This is a genomic window from Polynucleobacter sp. 78F-HAINBA (assembly GCF_018882325.1).
In the GTDB taxonomy this organism is placed as follows: domain Bacteria; phylum Pseudomonadota; class Gammaproteobacteria; order Burkholderiales; family Burkholderiaceae; genus Polynucleobacter.
The window spans coordinates 1-17,520 of the sequence record NZ_JACVOQ010000011.1; the positions used below are offsets into that span (position 1 = coordinate 1).

At 48.7% G+C, this 17,520-nt stretch carries 17 protein-coding genes; 6 read left to right on the forward strand and 11 right to left on the reverse strand.

What is annotated here, in order from left to right; all coding sequences use genetic code 11:
• Positions 1-167: 167 nt before the first annotated feature.
• The 5 genes from dut to ICN11_RS09590 are packed head-to-tail and all read right to left on the reverse strand — an operon-like array spanning position 168 to position 6,217.
• Positions 168-617, reverse strand: a complete 450-nt coding sequence (gene dut / locus ICN11_RS09570) for a dUTP diphosphatase (RefSeq protein ID WP_216168850.1) — start codon at positions 615-617, stop codon at positions 168-170.
• Positions 618-667: 50 nt separating this feature from the next.
• Complete coding sequence (gene coaBC / locus ICN11_RS09575) at positions 668-1,879, reverse strand: bifunctional phosphopantothenoylcysteine decarboxylase/phosphopantothenate--cysteine ligase CoaBC (protein WP_216230197.1); 1,212 nt, start codon at positions 1,877-1,879, stop codon at positions 668-670.
• A gap of 9 nt (positions 1,880-1,888) precedes the next feature.
• Entirely contained in the window at positions 1,889-2,383 is a 495-nt protein-coding gene (gene lspA, locus ICN11_RS09580; RefSeq protein ID WP_216230198.1) for a signal peptidase II, read from the reverse strand.
• Positions 2,384-2,412: 29 nt separating this feature from the next.
• Positions 2,413-5,292, reverse strand: a complete 2,880-nt coding sequence (gene ileS / locus ICN11_RS09585) for an isoleucine--tRNA ligase (protein WP_370623624.1) — start codon at positions 5,290-5,292, stop codon at positions 2,413-2,415.
• Complete coding sequence (locus tag ICN11_RS09590; protein ID WP_216230200.1) at positions 5,267-6,217, reverse strand: bifunctional riboflavin kinase/FAD synthetase; 951 nt, start codon at positions 6,215-6,217, stop codon at positions 5,267-5,269. Before ICN11_RS09590 ends, ileS begins: the two co-directional genes overlap by 26 nt.
• 51 nt (positions 6,218-6,268) lie before the next feature.
• Here ICN11_RS09590 and purN point away from each other — a divergent pair, with 51 nt between their 5' ends.
• Genes purN through ICN11_RS09605 form a run of 3 tightly spaced genes read left to right on the forward strand, consistent with a single transcriptional unit; the run spans position 6,269 to position 9,706 of the window.
• Positions 6,269-6,898, forward strand: a complete 630-nt coding sequence (purN, locus tag ICN11_RS09595; RefSeq protein WP_216230201.1) for a phosphoribosylglycinamide formyltransferase — start codon at positions 6,269-6,271, stop codon at positions 6,896-6,898.
• A complete protein-coding gene (locus tag ICN11_RS09600; RefSeq protein WP_216230202.1) occupies positions 6,895-8,484 on the forward strand; it encodes an RsmB/NOP family class I SAM-dependent RNA methyltransferase in 1,590 nt (529 codons plus the stop codon). The genes purN and ICN11_RS09600 overlap by 4 nt, the downstream gene beginning before the upstream one ends.
• A 28-nt stretch (positions 8,485-8,512) precedes the next feature.
• On the forward strand, positions 8,513-9,706 hold the full coding sequence (locus ICN11_RS09605; RefSeq protein ID WP_216230203.1) for an acyl-CoA desaturase: 1,194 nt from the start codon (positions 8,513-8,515) through the stop codon (positions 9,704-9,706).
• A gap of 78 nt (positions 9,707-9,784) precedes the next feature.
• On the opposite strand, the gene rpmG is transcribed toward ICN11_RS09605, so the two are convergent.
• From rpmG to radC, 3 genes are all read right to left on the reverse strand, one after another.
• A complete protein-coding gene (gene rpmG / locus ICN11_RS09610) occupies positions 9,785-9,952 on the reverse strand; it encodes a 50S ribosomal protein L33 (RefSeq protein ID WP_015421876.1) in 168 nt (55 codons plus the stop codon).
• Positions 9,953-9,963: 11 nt separating this feature from the next.
• Positions 9,964-10,197 carry a 50S ribosomal protein L28 gene (gene rpmB / locus ICN11_RS09615; RefSeq protein ID WP_011903570.1) on the reverse strand — a complete coding sequence of 78 codons (234 nt, stop codon included), beginning with the start codon at positions 10,195-10,197 and terminating at the stop codon, positions 9,964-9,966.
• Between the two features lie 144 nt (positions 10,198-10,341).
• The gene (gene radC, locus ICN11_RS09620; RefSeq protein WP_370623625.1) at positions 10,342-11,025 is read right to left on the reverse strand and encodes a DNA repair protein RadC; all 684 of its coding nucleotides are present in this window, start codon (positions 11,023-11,025) and stop codon (positions 10,342-10,344) included.
• 42 nt (positions 11,026-11,067) lie between these two features.
• On the opposite strand from radC, the gene ICN11_RS09625 reads away from it, so the two are divergent.
• Both ICN11_RS09625 and ispH read left to right on the forward strand, forming a co-directional pair.
• Positions 11,068-11,514: a peptidylprolyl isomerase gene (locus ICN11_RS09625; RefSeq protein WP_041484945.1), complete on the forward strand. Its 447-nt coding sequence runs from the start codon at positions 11,068-11,070 to the stop codon at positions 11,512-11,514.
• A gap of 3 nt (positions 11,515-11,517) precedes the next feature.
• Positions 11,518-12,459, forward strand: coding sequence for a 4-hydroxy-3-methylbut-2-enyl diphosphate reductase (ispH, locus tag ICN11_RS09630; protein ID WP_216230205.1), 942 nt, complete (start codon positions 11,518-11,520; stop codon positions 12,457-12,459).
• A gap of 54 nt (positions 12,460-12,513) precedes the next feature.
• Here the strand turns inward: ispH and ICN11_RS09635 are convergent, their stop codons facing one another.
• Positions 12,514-13,707, reverse strand: coding sequence for an acetylornithine transaminase (locus ICN11_RS09635; RefSeq protein WP_216230206.1), 1,194 nt, complete (start codon positions 13,705-13,707; stop codon positions 12,514-12,516).
• Between the two features lie 51 nt (positions 13,708-13,758).
• Positions 13,759-14,799, reverse strand: coding sequence for a 2Fe-2S iron-sulfur cluster-binding protein (locus ICN11_RS09640; protein ID WP_216230207.1), 1,041 nt, complete (start codon positions 14,797-14,799; stop codon positions 13,759-13,761).
• Positions 14,800-14,835: 36 nt separating this feature from the next.
• Here ICN11_RS09640 and ICN11_RS09645 point away from each other — a divergent pair, with 36 nt between their 5' ends.
• Positions 14,836-15,723, forward strand: a complete 888-nt coding sequence (locus ICN11_RS09645; protein ID WP_216230208.1) for an SDR family oxidoreductase — start codon at positions 14,836-14,838, stop codon at positions 15,721-15,723.
• Here the strand turns inward: ICN11_RS09645 and ICN11_RS09650 are convergent.
• Positions 15,704-17,476: a glutamine--tRNA ligase/YqeY domain fusion protein gene (locus ICN11_RS09650; protein WP_216230209.1), complete on the reverse strand. Its 1,773-nt coding sequence runs from the start codon at positions 17,474-17,476 to the stop codon at positions 15,704-15,706. The genes ICN11_RS09645 and ICN11_RS09650 overlap by 20 nt on opposite strands.
• Between the last annotated feature and the right edge of the window lie 44 nt (positions 17,477-17,520).

A 17,520-nucleotide genomic window follows, 5' to 3' on the forward strand; every position in this document is an offset into this window, starting at 1 on the left:
ACCCGCTTAAGACCGCCAAACTCTAGAAACTCTTTAACTACCTTTAGCTTGAACTGCTTGCTGTACTTGCTCATAAAACAAAACCCCCTTGGTTGGACAAAGCGTCCAACTTTTGGGGGTCAGTTCATTCGGGTGGTTTTTTTATTGAAGAAGACTGGCGACTGAAATCAGCTGCGTCCTGTACTTCCAAACCCACCAGCTCCGCGACTACTCTCGGTGAATTCTTCAACCACCTTAAGTTCTACCTGTTGGACTGGCATGACTACTAGCTGAGCTAGGCGCTCCATTGGCTCTAGTTTGAATGCTGTAGATCCGCGATTCCAGGTGCTGACCATCAGCTGGCCTTGATAGTCCGAGTCAATTAATCCCACTAGATTTCCGAGAACGATGCCATGCTTATGGCCTAGGCCAGAGCGGGGAAGAATAAATGCCGCATAGCGAGGGTCCTCTACATAGATTGCGAGACCTGTTGGGACAAGTACTGTTTGTCCTGGAGCAATTTCAATAGCCTCATCAATGCAGGCGCGCAGATCTAATCCGGCACTACCTGGGGTCCCGTAGGCAGGCAGTTGATCGCGCATACGTTCATCGAGAATTTTGACTTGAAGTTGTTGCATGGAATTTCCTAAAACGGGATAAAAATAATTGGAATAAGTTTTTGGTGAGACTAGATTTTTTTGGCGACCAGCTGAATCAGTTGACGTGCAAGTTGGAGCTTTTCAGCTTTAGCAATTTTCTTGCTGCCACTCTCATCAATGATGAGGAGTTGGTTAAGATCGCTGCCAAAAGTATCTGGGCCAATATTGCCAACTACCATCGGGATGCCTTTGCGCTTACGCTTCTCTTCAGCATGCTTTTGGAGGTCGGTAGATTCAGCTGCAAAGCCCACGCAATAAGGGTGTGCCTTGCCACCTTTGGTTTTGACCGTTTTAGCCATATCGGCAAGGATGTCTGGGTTAGCCACAAACTCTAAGTTTGGAGCTTGCTTACCTTGGCGCTTGATCTTTTCTTTCGCTGGCTTGGCAATACCCCAGTCAGCCACCGCAGCAACTGCAAAGAAAATATCGCAGTCAGAAGATTGCATAGTGGCTGCATGCATTTCTTTAGCGCTGACTACGTTAGTGCGGGTAATTTTTCCAGTTGCGGCGAGTGGTGTATCCAAGTCGCAAGGACCAGCAATCAGGTGCACTTCTGCGCCAGCTTCAACAGCTGCACGAGCGATCGCAAAGCCCATCTTTCCAGAGCTACGATTGGTGATGCCGCGTACAGGATCAATCGCTTCAAAGGTAGGGCCAGCAGTAATGAGTACACGCTTGCCTGCTAATGGTTTCTTCTGAAAGAAGGCAATCAGTTGCTCAGTAATTTCAGCGGGCTCGAGCATGCGTCCGTAGCCTACTTCGCCACATGCCTGAAAGCCACTTGCTGGGCCGAGTAATGTAACTTTATCTGCAAGGAGGCGCTCGGCGCTTCTTTGTGTTGCTGCGTGTTCCCACATCTGTTTATTCATGGCGGGAGCCATCAATAGTGGACAATCTCTTGCTAGGCAAAGAGTGGAGAGCAAGTCATCTGCCAAGCCGAGAGAAAGCTTAGTCATAAGATCCGCGCTTGCAGGTGCAATCACAATTGCGTCTGCTGCTCTGGAGAGTTCAATATGGGCCATATTGTTAGCAATACTGCTATCCCATTGGCTGGTGTAAACCGGGTTGCCAGTGAGTGCCTGCATAGTAACTGGCGTTACAAATTGCTGAGCAGCTTCTGTCATCACCACTTGTACGCTCGCACCTTCTTGCATCAGCTGGCGCGCTAGCTCGGCAGACTTATAGGCTGCAATGCCACCGGAGATGCCAAGAACGATTTTCTTATTTAAAAGTGATTGCATGGCGCCAGCTTAAAGGGATTGGGAAGTTTTGCCAAATGACTTGCGTAGCTCACCCCAAATAATGAGGGCCGCACCGATGCAAATGGCGCTGTCAGCAATATTGAAGGCTGGCCAATGCCAATTGGCGTAATGCAGGTCAATAAAGTCCACTACAGCGCCATACATAATGCGATCGAGGACATTGCCTAGTGCGCCACCCAGAATGAGGCTGAGGGACCAGCAGAGCATTTTGTCGCCTAGGCTCTTGCGCAGCAGCCAAAGGATATAAGTGGAGGCCGCCAAACCAAGAACTGTAAAGAACCAGCGCTGCCAACCAGAACCCTGCGCTAAAAATGAAAACGCAGCTCCTGGATTAAATAAAAGGAGCCAGTTCATAAATGGCAAAACAGGTTCAGGTACCCCTAACTGCAAATTACTTAAGGCAGACCATTTACTCAGCTGGTCTAGCAATAGCGTAACAATTGCAATCGCTAGATAACGGAGAAATGATAGGTTTGCGTTCATAGATCTTGATTGGTTTGCGTATCGTTTACTTACGCAAACAAGCGTGACTCGCCATCACCAAAAAGATTGCTGACGCAACGACCACATAACTCTGGATGTTCCGCATTCGCGCCAACATCGGCAGTGTGATGCCAGCAACGACCGCATTTCTTATATTGGCTGCCACGTACGAGAACTTCAAGGCCTGCATTGCTTAGTTCGAGATTGGCGCTGGAGGTGATAGTCACAAAGCGCAAGTCATCTTCCAGGGAATGCAGAATTGCGAAATCGACGTCACCAACTTTGATGGTGAGTTCGGCTTGCAAGGATGAGCCTACGTTACCTGCTTCACGCTCAATCTCAATTGCTTTAGTCACTTCGGAACGAATTTCTCGGACACGATTCCATTTGGCAAGAAGTTCAGTGGCTTGGGCAATTTCTGGGAAAGTGCCGAATTCTTCCATGAAGATGGATTCACTTAACTTCTCATCCGCACCATGCGGGAATGACAACCAAGCTTCCTCAGCCGTAAAGGAGAGGAACGGCGCTAGCCATTTAAGTAGATTGCGCGTGATATGGAAGAGAGCATTCTGCGCTGCACGACGCTCTTTCGAATCTGGTGCGCTGGTGTAGAGACGGTCTTTCAGAATATCTAAGTAAAAGCCACCCAAATCTTCTGAGCAGAAGGTGAGCATGCGCGCTACAGCTGGCTGGAACTCATAAGCCTTGTAGTGTGCTTGTACATCTTGCTGTAGCTGATTGGCGAGAGCAACAGCATAGCGATCAATTTCCAACCATTCACTTGGGGGCATCGCATGCTTGCTTGGATCAAAGTCAGACAGGTTGGCCAACAAGAAACGCAATGTATTACGAATACGGCGATAGCTTTCCACTACCCGTTTCAGAATCTCATCGGAGATGGTCATCTCGCCGGAGTAGTCGGTAGAGGCTACCCAGAGACGAATAATTTCAGCACCTAACTTGTCGGCAACTTGTTGCGGAGCAATCACATTGCCAACAGACTTACTCATCTTGCGGCCTTGACCATCAACGGTAAAGCCGTGAGTCAGGAGTGCCTTGTATGGCGGCTTGCCATCGAGCATAGCGCCTGTAAGCAGGGAGGAGTGGAACCAGCCGCGGTGTTGGTCTGAGCCTTCAAGATATAAGTCGGCTAAACGGCCATCTGCATTCGCAGACTCGGGGCGATAGAGTTCATTGCGGTGTGAGCCACGAATAACGTGCCAGTGCGTAGTCCCAGAGTCAAACCAGACATCCAAGGTATCGCGATTCTTTTCGTATTGAGCAGCTTCTTCGCCAAGTAGTTCAGCCACTTCAAGTTTTTGCCAAGCTTCAATACCTTCTTTTTCAACACGCCTTGCAATTTCTTCAAGCAACTCAACTGTGCGTGGATGTGGCTCACCACTTTCTTTGTGAACAAAGAAAGCCATTGGGACGCCCCACTGACGCTGACGTGACAAGGTCCAGTCGGGACGGTTGGCAATCATGCTGTTAAGGCGTTGCTTGCCCCACGCTGGGAAGAACTCCGTGTTCTCGATACCTGCCAATGCCGTCTCACGCAAACTTGCGCTGCCATCAGATGGTTTTTTGTCCATGCTTGCAAACCACTGTGAGGTCGCGCGATAAATGATCGGCGACTTGTGGCGCCAGCAGTGCATGTAAGAGTGGGTGTAAGTTTTATCTCGTAAGAGGCTGCCTGCTTCACGCATGGCTTCAACAATCTTCGGATTAGCTTTCCAAATATATTCGTTGGCAAAGAGTGGCAACCAGGATGCGTAGACGCCATTACCCATGACTGGGTTCAAGATATCTTTATCAGCCAGTTTATTTGCCTTGCAAGACTTAAAGTCTTCCTCACCATAGGCTGGAGCAGAGTGCACCACACCTGTACCAGTATCTAAAGTGACGTATTCGGCAGGGTAGATTGGTGAGAGGCGTTTATATCCCTCATGCAATGGAGCGAGTGGATGCCAGAAAGAGATATTGGCTAACTGGCTGCCCAAACAAGTGCCAATCACTTTACCTTCAAGACCAAAGTCTTCCAAGCAAGTTTCCACACGGTCTTCTGCCAAGATGAGCAACTTGTCGCCAGTGTCCACCAAGGCATAGCTGAGCTCAGGATGAACATTGAGTGCTTGGTTTGATGGAATGGTCCAAGGTGTTGTAGTCCAAATCACAATCATTCCAGGCTTAGTTGGAATCTCAGGCAGGCCAAATGCTTTTGCGAGTTGTGGGCGCTGTGCATCATCAAATGCAAAGCCAACATCGACTGTTGGGTCAGTCTTATCTTGATATTCCACTTCAGCTTCAGCTAATGCAGAGCCGCAATCAAAACACCAGTTGACAGGCTTTAGGCCACGGAAAACATATCCCTTTTCCCAGATCTTCCCAAGTGCACGAATTTCATCGGCTTCATTGCGGAAATTCATGGTGAGGTAGGGGTTGTTCCAGTCGCCTAAAACGCCCAAGCGCTCAAAGTCGATCTTTTGCTTGTCTACTTGCACTTGCGCATAGGCTCGAGCCTTAGCCTGCACTTCTGCCGTTGGGAGATTCTTGCCAAACTGTTTTTCAATCTGAATCTCAATCGGCATGCCATGGCAATCCCAGCCTGGGACATATGCAGAGTCAAAACCCATCAACCAGCGAGACTTCACAATCATGTCCTTGAGGATCTTATTTACCGCATGACCAATATGAATATCACCGTTTGCGTATGGAGGGCCATCATGCAGAATGAATTTCGGTTGATTGGCGTGTGCCGCACGAATCTTTTCGTAGAGTTTATTTTTCTGCCATTGAGCAACCCATTGAGGCTCACGCTTTGGTAGGTCTCCCCGCATTGGGAACGACGTCTCTAGAAGATTGACGGGATAAGAGTTTTCTTTTTCAGACATAAGCTTTTTTCTGGAAATAATTTCTGGCATGCGCTGCATCGGATGCAATCGCTTTGGTAAGGGTGTCGAGGTCAGAGTACTTCGCCTCGTCACGAATTTTTTCTAAGAGCTCTACGGTAATAATTTTTCCGTAAACATCTGCGTTGTAATTAAAGATGTGCGTCTCCAGGAGAACACGACCTTCATCTTCGACGGTTGGTCTTACGCCAAGACTGGCTACGGCGGGAAGTGGCTTATCCCCAAGCCCTAATACTTGCGCGGTGAAGATGCCGGAGCATGCAGGCTTACGATGATGCAGGTGATTGGCTACCGCTAAGTTCAGTGTTGGGAAGCCCAAGGTGCGCCCTAACTTTTGACCATGAATCACATGACCAGAGATGCCGTAAGGCCGACCTAATAATTTGGTGGCTTGATCCATATCTCCATTAGCCAATGCATTGCGTAATGCTGAGCTAGAAATTCTTTCACCATCTTCTTGCACGGTGTGAATACTGGAAACTTCAAAACCAAATTGTTCGCCAGCAGCCTTGAGGCTTGCAAAGTTGCCGGCGCGTTTTGCGCCATAGCAAAAATCATCCCCAATCAAAATCCATTTAGCGTGGAGTTGTTTAACGATGATTTCAGAAACAAATTCTTCAGGTGTGAGACGAGCGAATGCCGAATTGAAATGCTCCACCACTACACGATCAATACCAATGTCCGCAAACGCAGCAAGCTTGTCACGCAAATTCAGAATCCGTGGCGGAGCTTGTTCTGGAGAAAAGAATTCCTTGGGGTGCGGCTCGAAAGTCATCACGCAACTCACCAAGCCACGCTCTTGGGCGCCGTCCTTCAGTTGTTTGAGCAGGGCGCGATGACCCCTGTGCACGCCATCGAAATTACCGATGGTTAAGGCACAAGCTGGTCCTGCAGAAAACTGGGTAGGGCCACGGAATACGTTCACTAAATCGCTTTCAGGGTCGCTTTCGGGGTAACCATCAATTATATTGTGGGCATGCCATCTATCGTCACCTTAATCTCAGGCCGCGGATCCAATTTCGAGGCCATCGTCAAAACAGCTCAAAAAGAGCGGTGGCCCGTCACTTTTGCAGGGGTGATTGCTAATCACTCTGCAGCTAAGGGCCTTGATTTTGCTCGCTCTCAGGGCATTCCTGCCTTTGCTATTGAACACAAAGAACATGCCACGCGTGAGTCCTTTGATGCCGCCCTGATCGAGAAAATCGATGAATTGGGTGCGGATTTGGTCGTTCTGGCGGGTTTTATGCGCATTCTGACCCCCGGCTTTATTCGTCATTTTGAGGGTCGACTCATCAATATTCACCCCGCTTTGTTACCAGCCTTCCCGGGTTTGCATACCCACGAGCGGGCTTTGGAGGCTGGCGTAGCCGAACATGGAGCCAGCGTGCACTTTGTAACCGAGGGCGTGGATGAAGGCCCCATCATTTGCCAAGCCTCAGTTCCAGTGCTTCCGGGCGATGATGCGGATAGCTTGGCGGCACGAGTTTTGGCTGCCGAGCATCAGATTTACCCGCGGGCCGTAAAATGGTTCCTAGATGGACGATTGCGAATAGAAGGTAATCAAGTTCAGGTTCAACCACCGGAGTCGCAATTAATAAAATTATGAGTAAAGAACGTTCATCCCGCGGAGCCGGTACTGGCTCAAAGTCTGGATCTAGATCTGGATCACGCCTAGGCCCACAAAAAAGTTACGCCGCTAAATCTAAAGATCCATTGCGTCGCCCAGAGCGTCGAAATGCGAGTGGAAACATCATTGCGCCCGAAGGCCAAAAAAACTTTTCTAATGCCAAGGCTTTGCCTCAGCATGCAATTCATTTGGAGCGCCTGCTTCCAGAGTTGTTGAATTTTGAACAACCGGCAGATCGTGTTGTTAGTCGTTATTTCCGCTCTGAACCGCAGTTAGGTAATCGTGATCGCGCCTTAATTGCTGAGAGTGCTTTTGCTATCTTGCGTCGTAAAAATGAGTTCTCACAGTTCGCTTCCAGTGGCGAGGGATCACAGGCTAGACGCTTAGCCCTATTGGGTTTGCTGTCTGCTTTGTCTGAAGGTGGTTTAGGTTCTGCCAACCGTGCTGAGAGTGCGATTGCTGATTTAGCCCACGTATTGAAGACAGGTGAGTACGAGTGGTTGCAACGTTTTGCAACGGTCGATCCATCAGCGCTTAATCCCTTAGTTCGAAATAATTTGCCCGAATGGTTATGGGATGCTTTTGGAAAATATCCTGGTGAAGAGTCACGTGAAGAGTTAGCTAAATCACTCATGCATCCAGCGCTTTTGGATTTGCGCGCAAACACCATGAAGACAACTCGTGAGCAATTGCTTGCAGAGATGAATGCTCTTGGTGGTCGCTATCAAGCAATCCCAACTCCGTATGCTCCTGATGGTGTTCGCATCATGGGTAAGCCTGCTTTGCAAAATACGGTTGGCTTTAAAGCAGGGATGTTTGAGGTTCAAGACGAAGGTAGTCAGTTGTTGGCTTATTTGCTTGCCCCTAAACGCGGTGAGATGGTGGTGGACTTTTGTGCAGGTGCTGGCGGCAAGACTTTGGCGATTGGGGCAATCATGCGCTCTACAGGTCGTTTGTATGCCCTAGATACATCTGAGCGTCGCTTGGCCAATTTGAAGCCACGACAAGCCCGTAGCGGCCTCTCTAACGTGCACCCCGTATGGATTGATAGCGAGAATGATTCCAAGATCAAGCGCTTGGCTGGCAAGATTGACCGCGTTTTGGTGGATGCTCCTTGTAGCGGTATGGGCACTTTGCGCCGCAACCCAGATCTCAAATGGCGTCAGACCCCAGAAGGTGTTCTGGAGCTCAATCAAAAGCAGATGAATATCTTGGCCTCCGCAAGTCGCTTGCTCAAGCCGGGTGGCCGCTTGGTTTATGCCACCTGCAGCCTATTGCCACAAGAAAACCAGCAAATTGCAGAAGATTTCTTGGCAAAGCACCCTAATTTTGAGGCTGTTCCTGCGGCTGAAGTACTTAAGCCATTGTTTCCAAAGGATAAAATTCCATTGGGATGTAGTCCTGATAACCCCTGGTGGCAGTTATGGCCCCATATTCACGGTACAGATGGCTTCTTTGGGGCTGTTTTTCAGAAAAAAGCGGCTGTTTCTGCGGTAACTGTCGATAAAGATGACGAAAAGTCGGTAAAAGTCAAAAGCAAGAAAGTGGTTAAGGAACTAAAATAAGGGTTTAGACCTCTCCGGGGATACCCTTTTGAATACAGTTTCAGGTTTTGATGCATTTCTCAGTTGGCTTGCTAATGGCTACTTAGATTGGGCTTGGTGGCAGATCCTCGTTTTTACGCTTGTGGCTACCCACATCACTATTGCTAGCGTCACCATTTTTTTGCATCGCTGCCAGGCGCACCGCGCTTTGGAGTTGCATCCCATCATGTCGCATTTTTTCCGTTTTTGGCTCTGGCTGACAACGGGTATGGTCACTAAGGAGTGGGCTGCGATTCATCGCAAACACCACGCCAAGTGTGAGACTGTGGATGATCCACATAGCCCACAAGTTCTCGGCATCAAGACCGTACTTTCTCGCGGCGCTGAGTTGTACAAAAAAGAATCACGCAATCAAGAGACCTTAGATAAGTTTGGTCATGGCACGCCGGATGATTGGCTCGAGCACAACATCTATTCCAAGTTTTCTTGGCAAGGTGTTGCCTTGATGTTGATCATTGATGTGATCTTGTTCGGCGCAATTGGTTTAACTGTCTGGGCAGTACAGATGCTGTGGATTCCGATTACTGCTGCTGGAATTATTAATGGCATTGGTCACTACTGGGGTTATCGTAACTATGACTTCGAGGACGCATCAAGAAACATTTTCCCTTGGGGAATTTTGATTGGTGGTGAAGAGCTACATAACAACCATCACACCTTTGCTACAAGCGCCAAGCTCTCTAGTAAGTGGTACGAGTTTGATATTGGCTGGATGTACATTCAGATGATGAGCGCAGTGGGCTTGGCCAAAGTGAAGAAGACTTCTCCCAAGCCGGTTCTAAGTGACTTGCGTCCTGCCGACCAAGGTACGCTCGAAGCCATCATTGCTAACCGTTATGAAATCATGGCTCGCTATAGCAAGACCCTGGGCGCCTTCTTTAGCAATGAAGTTCAACACATGCAAGTCTTAGCCACTCATTTAAAAGATGCGCGCGCTTGGTTAGGTAAAGATGAATCTCGTTTGACCGCGGATGAAAAAATCAAGCTGGAAGAGCTCATGGCAAGCAATGCGCAGCTACGAAAGATGATTGAGATGCGTCGTGATTTGCAAGCCATCTGGAGTCGTTCTAACGCCACGGGTGATCAATTGGTATCTCAATTACATGCTTGGTGTCAGCGCGCCGAAGAGAGTGGTCTCTCGAGTTTGCGCGACTTCTCATTGAGATTGCGTCGCTACGCTTAGGAAAAAAATCTAGGCAATAAAAAACCCGCTGATGTAGCGGGTTTTTTATTTGCTGCAAATAAATATCGAATCGATAAATTACTTGAGCTTTGTTTCTTTGTAAGCAACGTGCTTGCGAATGGTTGGATCGAATTTCATGATCTCCATTTTCTCAGGCTTTGTACGCTTGTTTTTTGAAGTTGTATAGAAGTGACCAGTACCAGCTGATGACTCTAATTTGATTTTTTCTCTGCCGCCTTTAGCCATTTGTGCGCTCCTTAAATTTCGCCACGTGCACGGAGATCAGACAACACAGCATCAATGCCGTTCTTGTCGATAACGCGCAAACCAGCATTGGTTAAGCGCAAGCTAATCCAACGGTTTTCAGATTCAACCCAGAAACGACGGTTTTGCAAATTCGGCAAAAAGCGACGCTTCGTTTTATTGTTTGCATGGGATACATTGTTGCCAACCATCGGCTTCTTCCCAGTGACTTGGCAAACTTTTGCCATGACATAACTCCATTAATTGCGAAAAAAGAAGATTGTATCAGTCTCCGAGCACTTTGATCTACCCCTAATTGGCTTTAGTTTTAAGGATTTGGCTATCTAGCCGCTAATACTGGTGAAAAAAGCCCTATAAGTTAGTGATTACTTCTAATTAAAGTCATTTTTCATAAGACCTGCATCTGAAAATGAGAAAAAACCGCTCTCACTGACAATGCAATGGTCCAGGAGGGGAATATCCACCATTTGTAAGGCTTTTGACAGCATCCTTGTTAATTCCTGGTCAGCTATGCTGGGAAGTGGGTTTCCGCTGGGGTGGTTATGGGCCACGATGAGGGCGCTGGCGTTCCTTGCTAGGGCTTCCTTGAGGATTTCTCGGGGGTATACGGCAGTGTGGGTTAGGGAGCCTCTAAAGAGCTCCTGGCACTCAATCAGGTGCAAGCGGGAGTCCAGATGCAGGCAGAGGAAGACTTCGTGTGGCAGGCGCCCAAATCGGGCTTGTAAGAACTCTTTGACATAACCGGGGGATGAAAAAACCGAGTCTTGGGAGAGGGATTCTTCAAGACTGCGCTTCACGAGCTCATAAGCGGCTTGAATTTGTGACCACTTGGAAATACCCATGCCATGAATCTGGGTTAATTCTTCTGGGGTGCAGGACAGTAAGCGCGGCAAATTGCCGAAATGGTGAAGAAGATCCTCTGCCAATGCCACTGCAGATTTGCCTTTGACGCCAACACGCAGAAAGATCGCAAGCAGCTCCGCGTCGCTCAGTGCTGCTGCCCCAAGGGCGCGGAGTTTCTCTCGGGGCTGCTCCATTTTTGGCCAATCCGTGATGGGCGAGTGCACGCTGGGGTCAGGCCTAGATACAATTACCTTATGACTAAGCTTACGGTTTTGCCCAACTCCTTCCTGACTCTCAACTATCGGCTGACTTTGCCTAGTGGGGATGATTACATCAATACTTTTATCGATCGCCCTGCGACGGTGCTGATGGGTTCTGGACAATTTGCGCCTTGTTTTGAAAAGGTGTTGATCGGGTTAGCTGTGGGTGAAAAGAAGAGTGCCTTGTTGCCTCCGGAAGAAAGTTTTGGAGAGCGTAAGGAAGAATTGATTCAGTGGGTTTCTTTGGGTGCGCTCAAAGAAGGTCGCGATGATGATGTGGAATTTAATCCTGGCGACGTGATTGAATTTAATGCGCCTGGTGGCGCGCAATATGCTGGTGTACTGCAATCGATTAATGAAGAGGGTGCTTGGTTTGATTTCAATCACCCGCTTGCTGGAAGGCCTGTCACCTTCGAAGCGGAAATCGTCGCGATTCTCTAACGAATGAGTAATCAAGCCCCAGCAGAAATTTTGATGGCGCAGCCCCGCGGCTTTTGCGCGGGCGTTGATCGTGCAATCAATATTGTTAATGAAGCTCTGACACGTTTTGGCGCACCGATTTATGTACGCCATGAAATTGTTCACAATGCCTATGTCGTAAACGGCCTGCGTGAAAAAGGTGCCGTGTTTGTTGATGAGTTGGATGAAGTGCCTAAGGGCGGCATCGTCGTGTTTAGTGCTCATGGGGTTTCTCAAGAAGTGCGCAAGGATGCTGAGGCGCGCGGACTGCAGGTGTATGACGCCACCTGTCCTTTGGTGACTAAGGTTCATCTTGAGGTCGTCAAGATGTGTAAGGATGGTTTCACGGTCTTGATGATTGGTCATGCTGGACATCCCGAAGTTGAAGGCACGATGGGGCAGGTAAAAGAAGGCGTTCATTTGATTGAAAAAGTAGCCGATGTTGCCAAGCTGCCTTTTGCTGAGAGTGAAAAAATTGCTTTTGTAACGCAAACCACACTCTCCGTAGATGAGACGAAAGAAATCGTCGACGCCTTAACTCAAAAATTCCCAAATATTGTTCAGCCTCGCAAACAAGATATTTGTTATGCCACTCAGAATCGACAAGATGCCGTGAAATTTATGGCACCTCAGGTTGAGGTAGTTATTGTGGTGGGTAGCAAGGCAAGTTCGAACTCGAATCGTTTGCGTGAATTAGCTGAAAAACTCGGTGTACCGGCTTACATGGTCGATGCGCCAGAGCAGCTTGAACCCCAATGGTTTGAGGGTAAGAGGCGAGTGGGCCTCACTGCGGGTGCGTCAGCCCCCGAAAGTCTAGCGCTCGCGATTGTGGAAAAGATTCAAGAATTCGGCCCTCGCAGTATTCGTAATTTAGAGGGTGTTGTGGAAGACATTACATTCTCTCTGCCAAAGAATTTAGTTGGCTAGCTATAAAAAATAAAGGGGCTTAAAGCCCCTTTATTACATCGTACTCAATTGTTCCTAGACAACTTGCTTGAGTAGCTCTCTCAAGATGTTGCACATCTGACGGATTTCATCATCGGATACATTCAGGGCTGGCATGAAGCGCAATAGATTGGGTCTTGGTGAGTTAATTAGCAATCCCTCCGGGCCTCTATCGCGAGCTAGCTCAACCAGCTTGCCGCCAATATCACTGCTCAACATCAGTGCGCGCAGTAGTCCTTCGCCACGCTCGCCATTCAGATTAAATTCTACTGAGATAGAAAGCAATTCATTGCTGAGCAATTCACCCTTTGCGCGGACTGCATCCAAAAAACCTGGAGCGAGTAATTGTTCAATCACGCTGATGCCTACTGCAGTCATGAGTGGGTTGCCGTTATAGGTACCGCCTTGGTCGCCAGGAACAAAACAGGCGACAGCATCAGTGGCCATCAGCGCTGCCAATGGAACACCGCCACCAATGCCTTTGCCCAGGGTCATGATGTCTGGTTCGATACCGTAATGTTGATAAGCGAACAGTTTTCCAGTGCGACCACAGCCAGCCTGCACTTCATCCACGATCAACAAAATATTATTTTCTTTAGTGAACTTACGCAGGCTTTGCATAAATTCTTTAGTGACGGGGATTACGCCGCCTTCGCCTTGCACCGGCTCAAGCATTACTGCGACCGTTTTATCAGTCACCAGTTTTTTAACGGAGTCCAAATCATTTAAATCCGCCTTCGGAAAGCCTGGAACTTGTGGGGCAAACATCGTGTCCCAACCTGGCTTACCAGATGCGCTCATCGTCGCTAAAGTACGACCGTGAAAGCTGTGATCAAAGGTGATGATTTCAAAGGCGCCAGACTTATTGAGTTGACCCCATTTGCGTGCCAGCTTGATAGCGCCTTCATTTGCCTCGGCGCCGCTATTAGCAAAAAACACTTTGTTAAAGCAGCTGTTATCAGTCAGTAGATTCGATAGGCGAATCATCGGCTCGTTATAAAAAGCCGGACTCGGATTAATGAGTTTCTTGGCCTGTGCATTCAGCGCTTCAATCATGCCGGGATTACTATGGCCTAAGCAGTTCACTGCCCAACCTTGCAAAAAGTCCAGGTAACGCTTGCCATTGTTATCGGTGAGCCATGAGCCTTTACCCTCAACCATCACTACTTCTGGTCGCGGGGTAATAAACATCACTGAATGGGCATCTACGGATTGGGCTGGCTTATTCATATCGTGTGCAAAGTGAGATCAAATGAGGTTTCTATTATCACGCTTAGTAAGTTAGTTGGTGGCGAGATCCGCTGCGCTGGTAAAGGAGTCCGCAAAGAATTCTTCCTCAGGTAAATGACAATGAGATGAAAAGTCCTGGCGGGCTGCATTGACCATGACGGGTGCGCCACAGGCATAGACCTGGTAATGGCTCATATCCGGATGGTCGGCGATCACGGCTTGATGGACAAAACCGGTTCGTCCAGCCCATTTATCCTCTGGAAGGGCATCAGAAATAACTGGGATGAACTTGAAGTTAGGAATGTCTTTGGCCCATGACTGACAGAGTTCATTGAGGTAGAGGTCATTGGGGCGGCGTCCGCCCCAATACAGGTGAATAGGGCGATGAATCTTCTTAAGCTGCATTTGCTCAACGATGGACTTGATAGGTGCAAAACCAGTACCTGCTGCAACAAAGATAATGGGCTTCTTGGAGTCTTCTCTGAGGAAGAAACTGCCCAAGGGCCCTTCAAAACGCAGAATATCTTTTTCTTTCAGTGCAGGATCTTTCGTGCCGAAAACAAAATCGGTAAAGAGTCCGCCTGGTAAGTGGCGAATATGTAGCTCGAGAGGGCCTTCTTGATCTGGGGCATTGGCAATCGAATAAGCGCGACGTTGCCCATCTTTGAGAAGGAACTCTAAATATTGCCCGGCCAGAAATTGAAAGCGCTCAGCAGCCGGTAATTGCAATTTCAGAATCGCTACATCGGCACTCGGTTTTGTAATGCTGTTCACGCGACAGGGAACTTTGCGGACAGCAATATCGCCGGCGCCTTGAACTTCGCGTGCTTCAATGAGGAGGTCTGATTTAGGGTGGGCGCAGCAAAACAAGGCGCCCCCAGAGGCTTCATCAGCAGGGCTTAAGGCGGCAGCGCTATGTTGGCCATGCTCTACCTGACCCTCTAATACTTTGCCCTTGCAAGAACCGCAGGCACCGTTTTTACAGCCATAGGGAAGGGTGATGCCCTGTTGTAGCGCTGCTTCAAGTAGGGTTTCATCCTTCTGGACAGTAAATTGTTTGCCGCTCGCCTTGAGCGTGACTTGATAAGACACTCTCATTCCTTTCAATAAATCGTTACGATGTGACCTATGCAATCTTTTGGTAAATCTCGAATCCTAATCATCGGCTGCGGCCACATTGGCCTTCGTGTTGCCAAGCAACTTGCCCATAGTCATCGTGTTTATGCCTTAACTTCCCAGAAAGCACGTTTTCAGGAGTTGAGAGCGGTTGGCGCGATTCCGATTTTGGGGGATCTGGATAAGCCCGATAGCTTGTGGCGTTTAAGTGGATTGGCACAAACCGTAATCCACTTGGCACCACCCCAAAATACAGGTCATCGTGATTGCCGAACTCGCAACCTCTTGCGAATTTTATCCCAAGGCTCTGATACTGTTGGGCGCTTGATTTATGTGAGCACTACCGGGGTGTATGGGGATCATGGGGGCGCTAGGGTGAGTGAGGTAACACCGGTGAATCCGCAAAGTGAGCGCGCCAAGCGACGGGTAGATGCAGAAAAGTGCCTACGGCTTTGGGCGCCGGCTCACGGTGTGGCCCTGACCATTTTGCGTGTGCCTGGGATTTATGCGGCCGACCGATTGCCGGTTGAGCGCATTCAGACGGGAACACCTGCCCTAATTGCGGCACAGGATGCCTACTCAAATCATATTCAGAGCGATGATTTGGCGAGATTGATTTGTGCCGCTGTTTATCACGGCAAACCACAGCGTGTCATTAACGCTTGTGACGGTGGTGAGACCAAGATGGGTGATTATTTTGATGAAGTAGCTGATGCGTTTGGTTTGGATCGACCACCAAGGTTGCCAGCTGAGCAGTTGGAGAAAATCGTATCCCCGATGTTGTGGTCGTTTATGCGGGAGTCACGACGCGTAACGAATACGCGACTAGTGGAATTAAAAACCCCGCTACGCTATCCCAGCGTCGCAGAGTTTCTAAAAACTATTTCCAAGAATCCTTAAGTCCGACCGTACGATTAAATACCGGTTGACCTGGTTTAGAGTCGCTTTGATCCGCAACAAAGTAACCATGACGTTCAAACTGAAAACGATCTTCCGCTTTAGCGTCTTTCATGCAAGGCTCTAAGTACGCAGTAATCGTTTGCTTAGAGCTTGGATTGATCGCATCAAGGAAATTTTTATCGCCGCTATCTGGATGCGGGTCATTAAACAAATGGTCGTAAAGGCGCACTTGTGCAGGTACAGCTTCTGCTGCGCTGACCCAATGAATGTTGCCCTTTACCTTGTAATTATTTGAGCCAGGAGTGCCGCTCTTACTATCTGGGAAGTGAGTCGCATTCACTTGAGTCACATTGCCATCGGCATCTTCTTCAAAGCCGGTGCACTCGATCACAAAGCCATGACGTAAGCGCACGCGTCCACCAGGCTGATCACCAATCGGTGGATAAAGCCTGAAGAATCCCTTAACAGGCTCCTTCATAAAGTCATCTTCTTCAATCCACAATTCTTTTGTGAAAGGAAACTCGCGATTACCCCACTCAGGATGTTGTGGATGGCGCGGAGCGGAGCAAGGCTCGCTTGCGGAAGCATCAAAGTTTTCAATCACGAGTTTGAGTGGCTTGAGAACCGCCGTGGCCCGTGGGGCCTTGGCCTCAAGATCATCGCGTAAGGCTTGATCCAGAGTGCTCATGTCAATCCAGCTATCTGCTTTAGAAACGCCAATGCGTTCACAGAACAAACGAATACTCTCTGGTGTGTAACCTCTACGGCGGATGCCTACGATGGTTGGCATCCGCGGATCATCCCAGCCATCAACATGTTTTTCTTCTACCAATTGCAGTAACTTGCGCTTGCTGGTGATGGTGTAAGTGAGGTTGAGGCGGGCGAATTCATATTGATGTGGAACTGGATTTTTGAATATCCCTAGCTCTGCCAGTGAGGCTACGATCCAGTCGTAGAGCGGGCGATTATTTTCAAACTCCAATGTGCAAATGGAGTGTGAAACATTTTCCAGTGCATCAGAAATGCAGTGCGTGAAATCATATAAAGGATAGATACACCACTTGCTACCGGTACGGTGGTGATCGGTGTGACGAATTCGATAAACCACGGGGTCACGCATCACAATATTCGGATGCGCCATATCAATCTTCACGCGCAGAACATGCTCACCGTCTTTGAATTTGCCATCACGCATCTCGCGGAATAAAGCTAGATTCTCATCGGGCGCGCGATCGCGGTAAGGACTATTTTTTCCAACTTGGCCAAAGTTACCGCGATTGGTATGAATGTCATCCGCACTTTGACTATCCACATACGCTTTGCCATTCTGAATCAGAATTTCCGCAAACTCATAGAGTTGGTCAAAGTAATCACTTGCGTGATAAAGGTGTGTACCCCAATCAAATCCCAACCATTTAACGGCATCCAAAATGCTGTCAGCGTACTCAATATCTTCTTTAACTGGATTGGTGTCGTCCAAGCGCATATTGCAACGTGCGCCACCCGCTTGATTGTTGTAGTCCGCAGCCAGGCCAAAGTTCAGGCAGATACTTTTGGCGTGACCAATGTGGAGGTAGCCATTGGGCTCTGGTGGAAAGCGGGTAATGATGGAGGGGATAGCTTGACCACTTCGATCGCTACGGTTCTGGTATGCGCCACTCGCCAGGTCATGGTCGATGATCTGGCGCAAAAAGTTGGAGGGCTCAGCAACAGTGCCGGCAGGCGATTTGGAGGGTTTGCTATCTTGGGACATGCGCCCATTGTAGAGAAAAGCCCTGCCTATAAAGAAAAAGCCCG

What these genes read in the sequence shown, in the direction of transcription:
- dut (WP_216168850.1), bottom strand. Translation starts at nt 617, where the DNA reads ATGCAACAACTTCAAGTCAAAATTCTCGATGAACGTATGCGCGATCAA.
- coaBC (WP_216230197.1), bottom strand. Translation starts at nt 1,879, where the DNA reads ATGCAATCACTTTTAAATAAGAAAATCGTTCTTGGCATCTCCGGTGGC.
- lspA (WP_216230198.1), bottom strand. Translation starts at nt 2,383, where the DNA reads ATGAACGCAAACCTATCATTTCTCCGTTATCTAGCGATTGCAATTGTT.
- purN (WP_216230201.1), top strand. Translation starts at nt 6,269, where the DNA reads ATGCCATCTATCGTCACCTTAATCTCAGGCCGCGGATCCAATTTCGAG.
- ICN11_RS09600 (WP_216230202.1), top strand. Translation starts at nt 6,895, where the DNA reads ATGAGTAAAGAACGTTCATCCCGCGGAGCCGGTACTGGCTCAAAGTCT.
- rpmG (WP_015421876.1), bottom strand. Translation starts at nt 9,952, where the DNA reads ATGGCTAAAGGCGGCAGAGAAAAAATCAAATTAGAGTCATCAGCTGGT.
- rpmB (WP_011903570.1), bottom strand. Translation starts at nt 10,197, where the DNA reads ATGGCAAAAGTTTGCCAAGTCACTGGGAAGAAGCCGATGGTTGGCAAC.
- ICN11_RS09625 (WP_041484945.1), top strand. Translation starts at nt 11,068, where the DNA reads ATGACTAAGCTTACGGTTTTGCCCAACTCCTTCCTGACTCTCAACTAT.
- ispH (WP_216230205.1), top strand. Translation starts at nt 11,518, where the DNA reads ATGAGTAATCAAGCCCCAGCAGAAATTTTGATGGCGCAGCCCCGCGGC.
- ICN11_RS09635 (WP_216230206.1), bottom strand. Translation starts at nt 13,707, where the DNA reads ATGAATAAGCCAGCCCAATCCGTAGATGCCCATTCAGTGATGTTTATT.
- ICN11_RS09645 (WP_216230208.1), top strand. Translation starts at nt 14,836, where the DNA reads ATGCAATCTTTTGGTAAATCTCGAATCCTAATCATCGGCTGCGGCCAC.
- ICN11_RS09650 (WP_216230209.1), bottom strand. Translation starts at nt 17,476, where the DNA reads ATGTCCCAAGATAGCAAACCCTCCAAATCGCCTGCCGGCACTGTTGCT.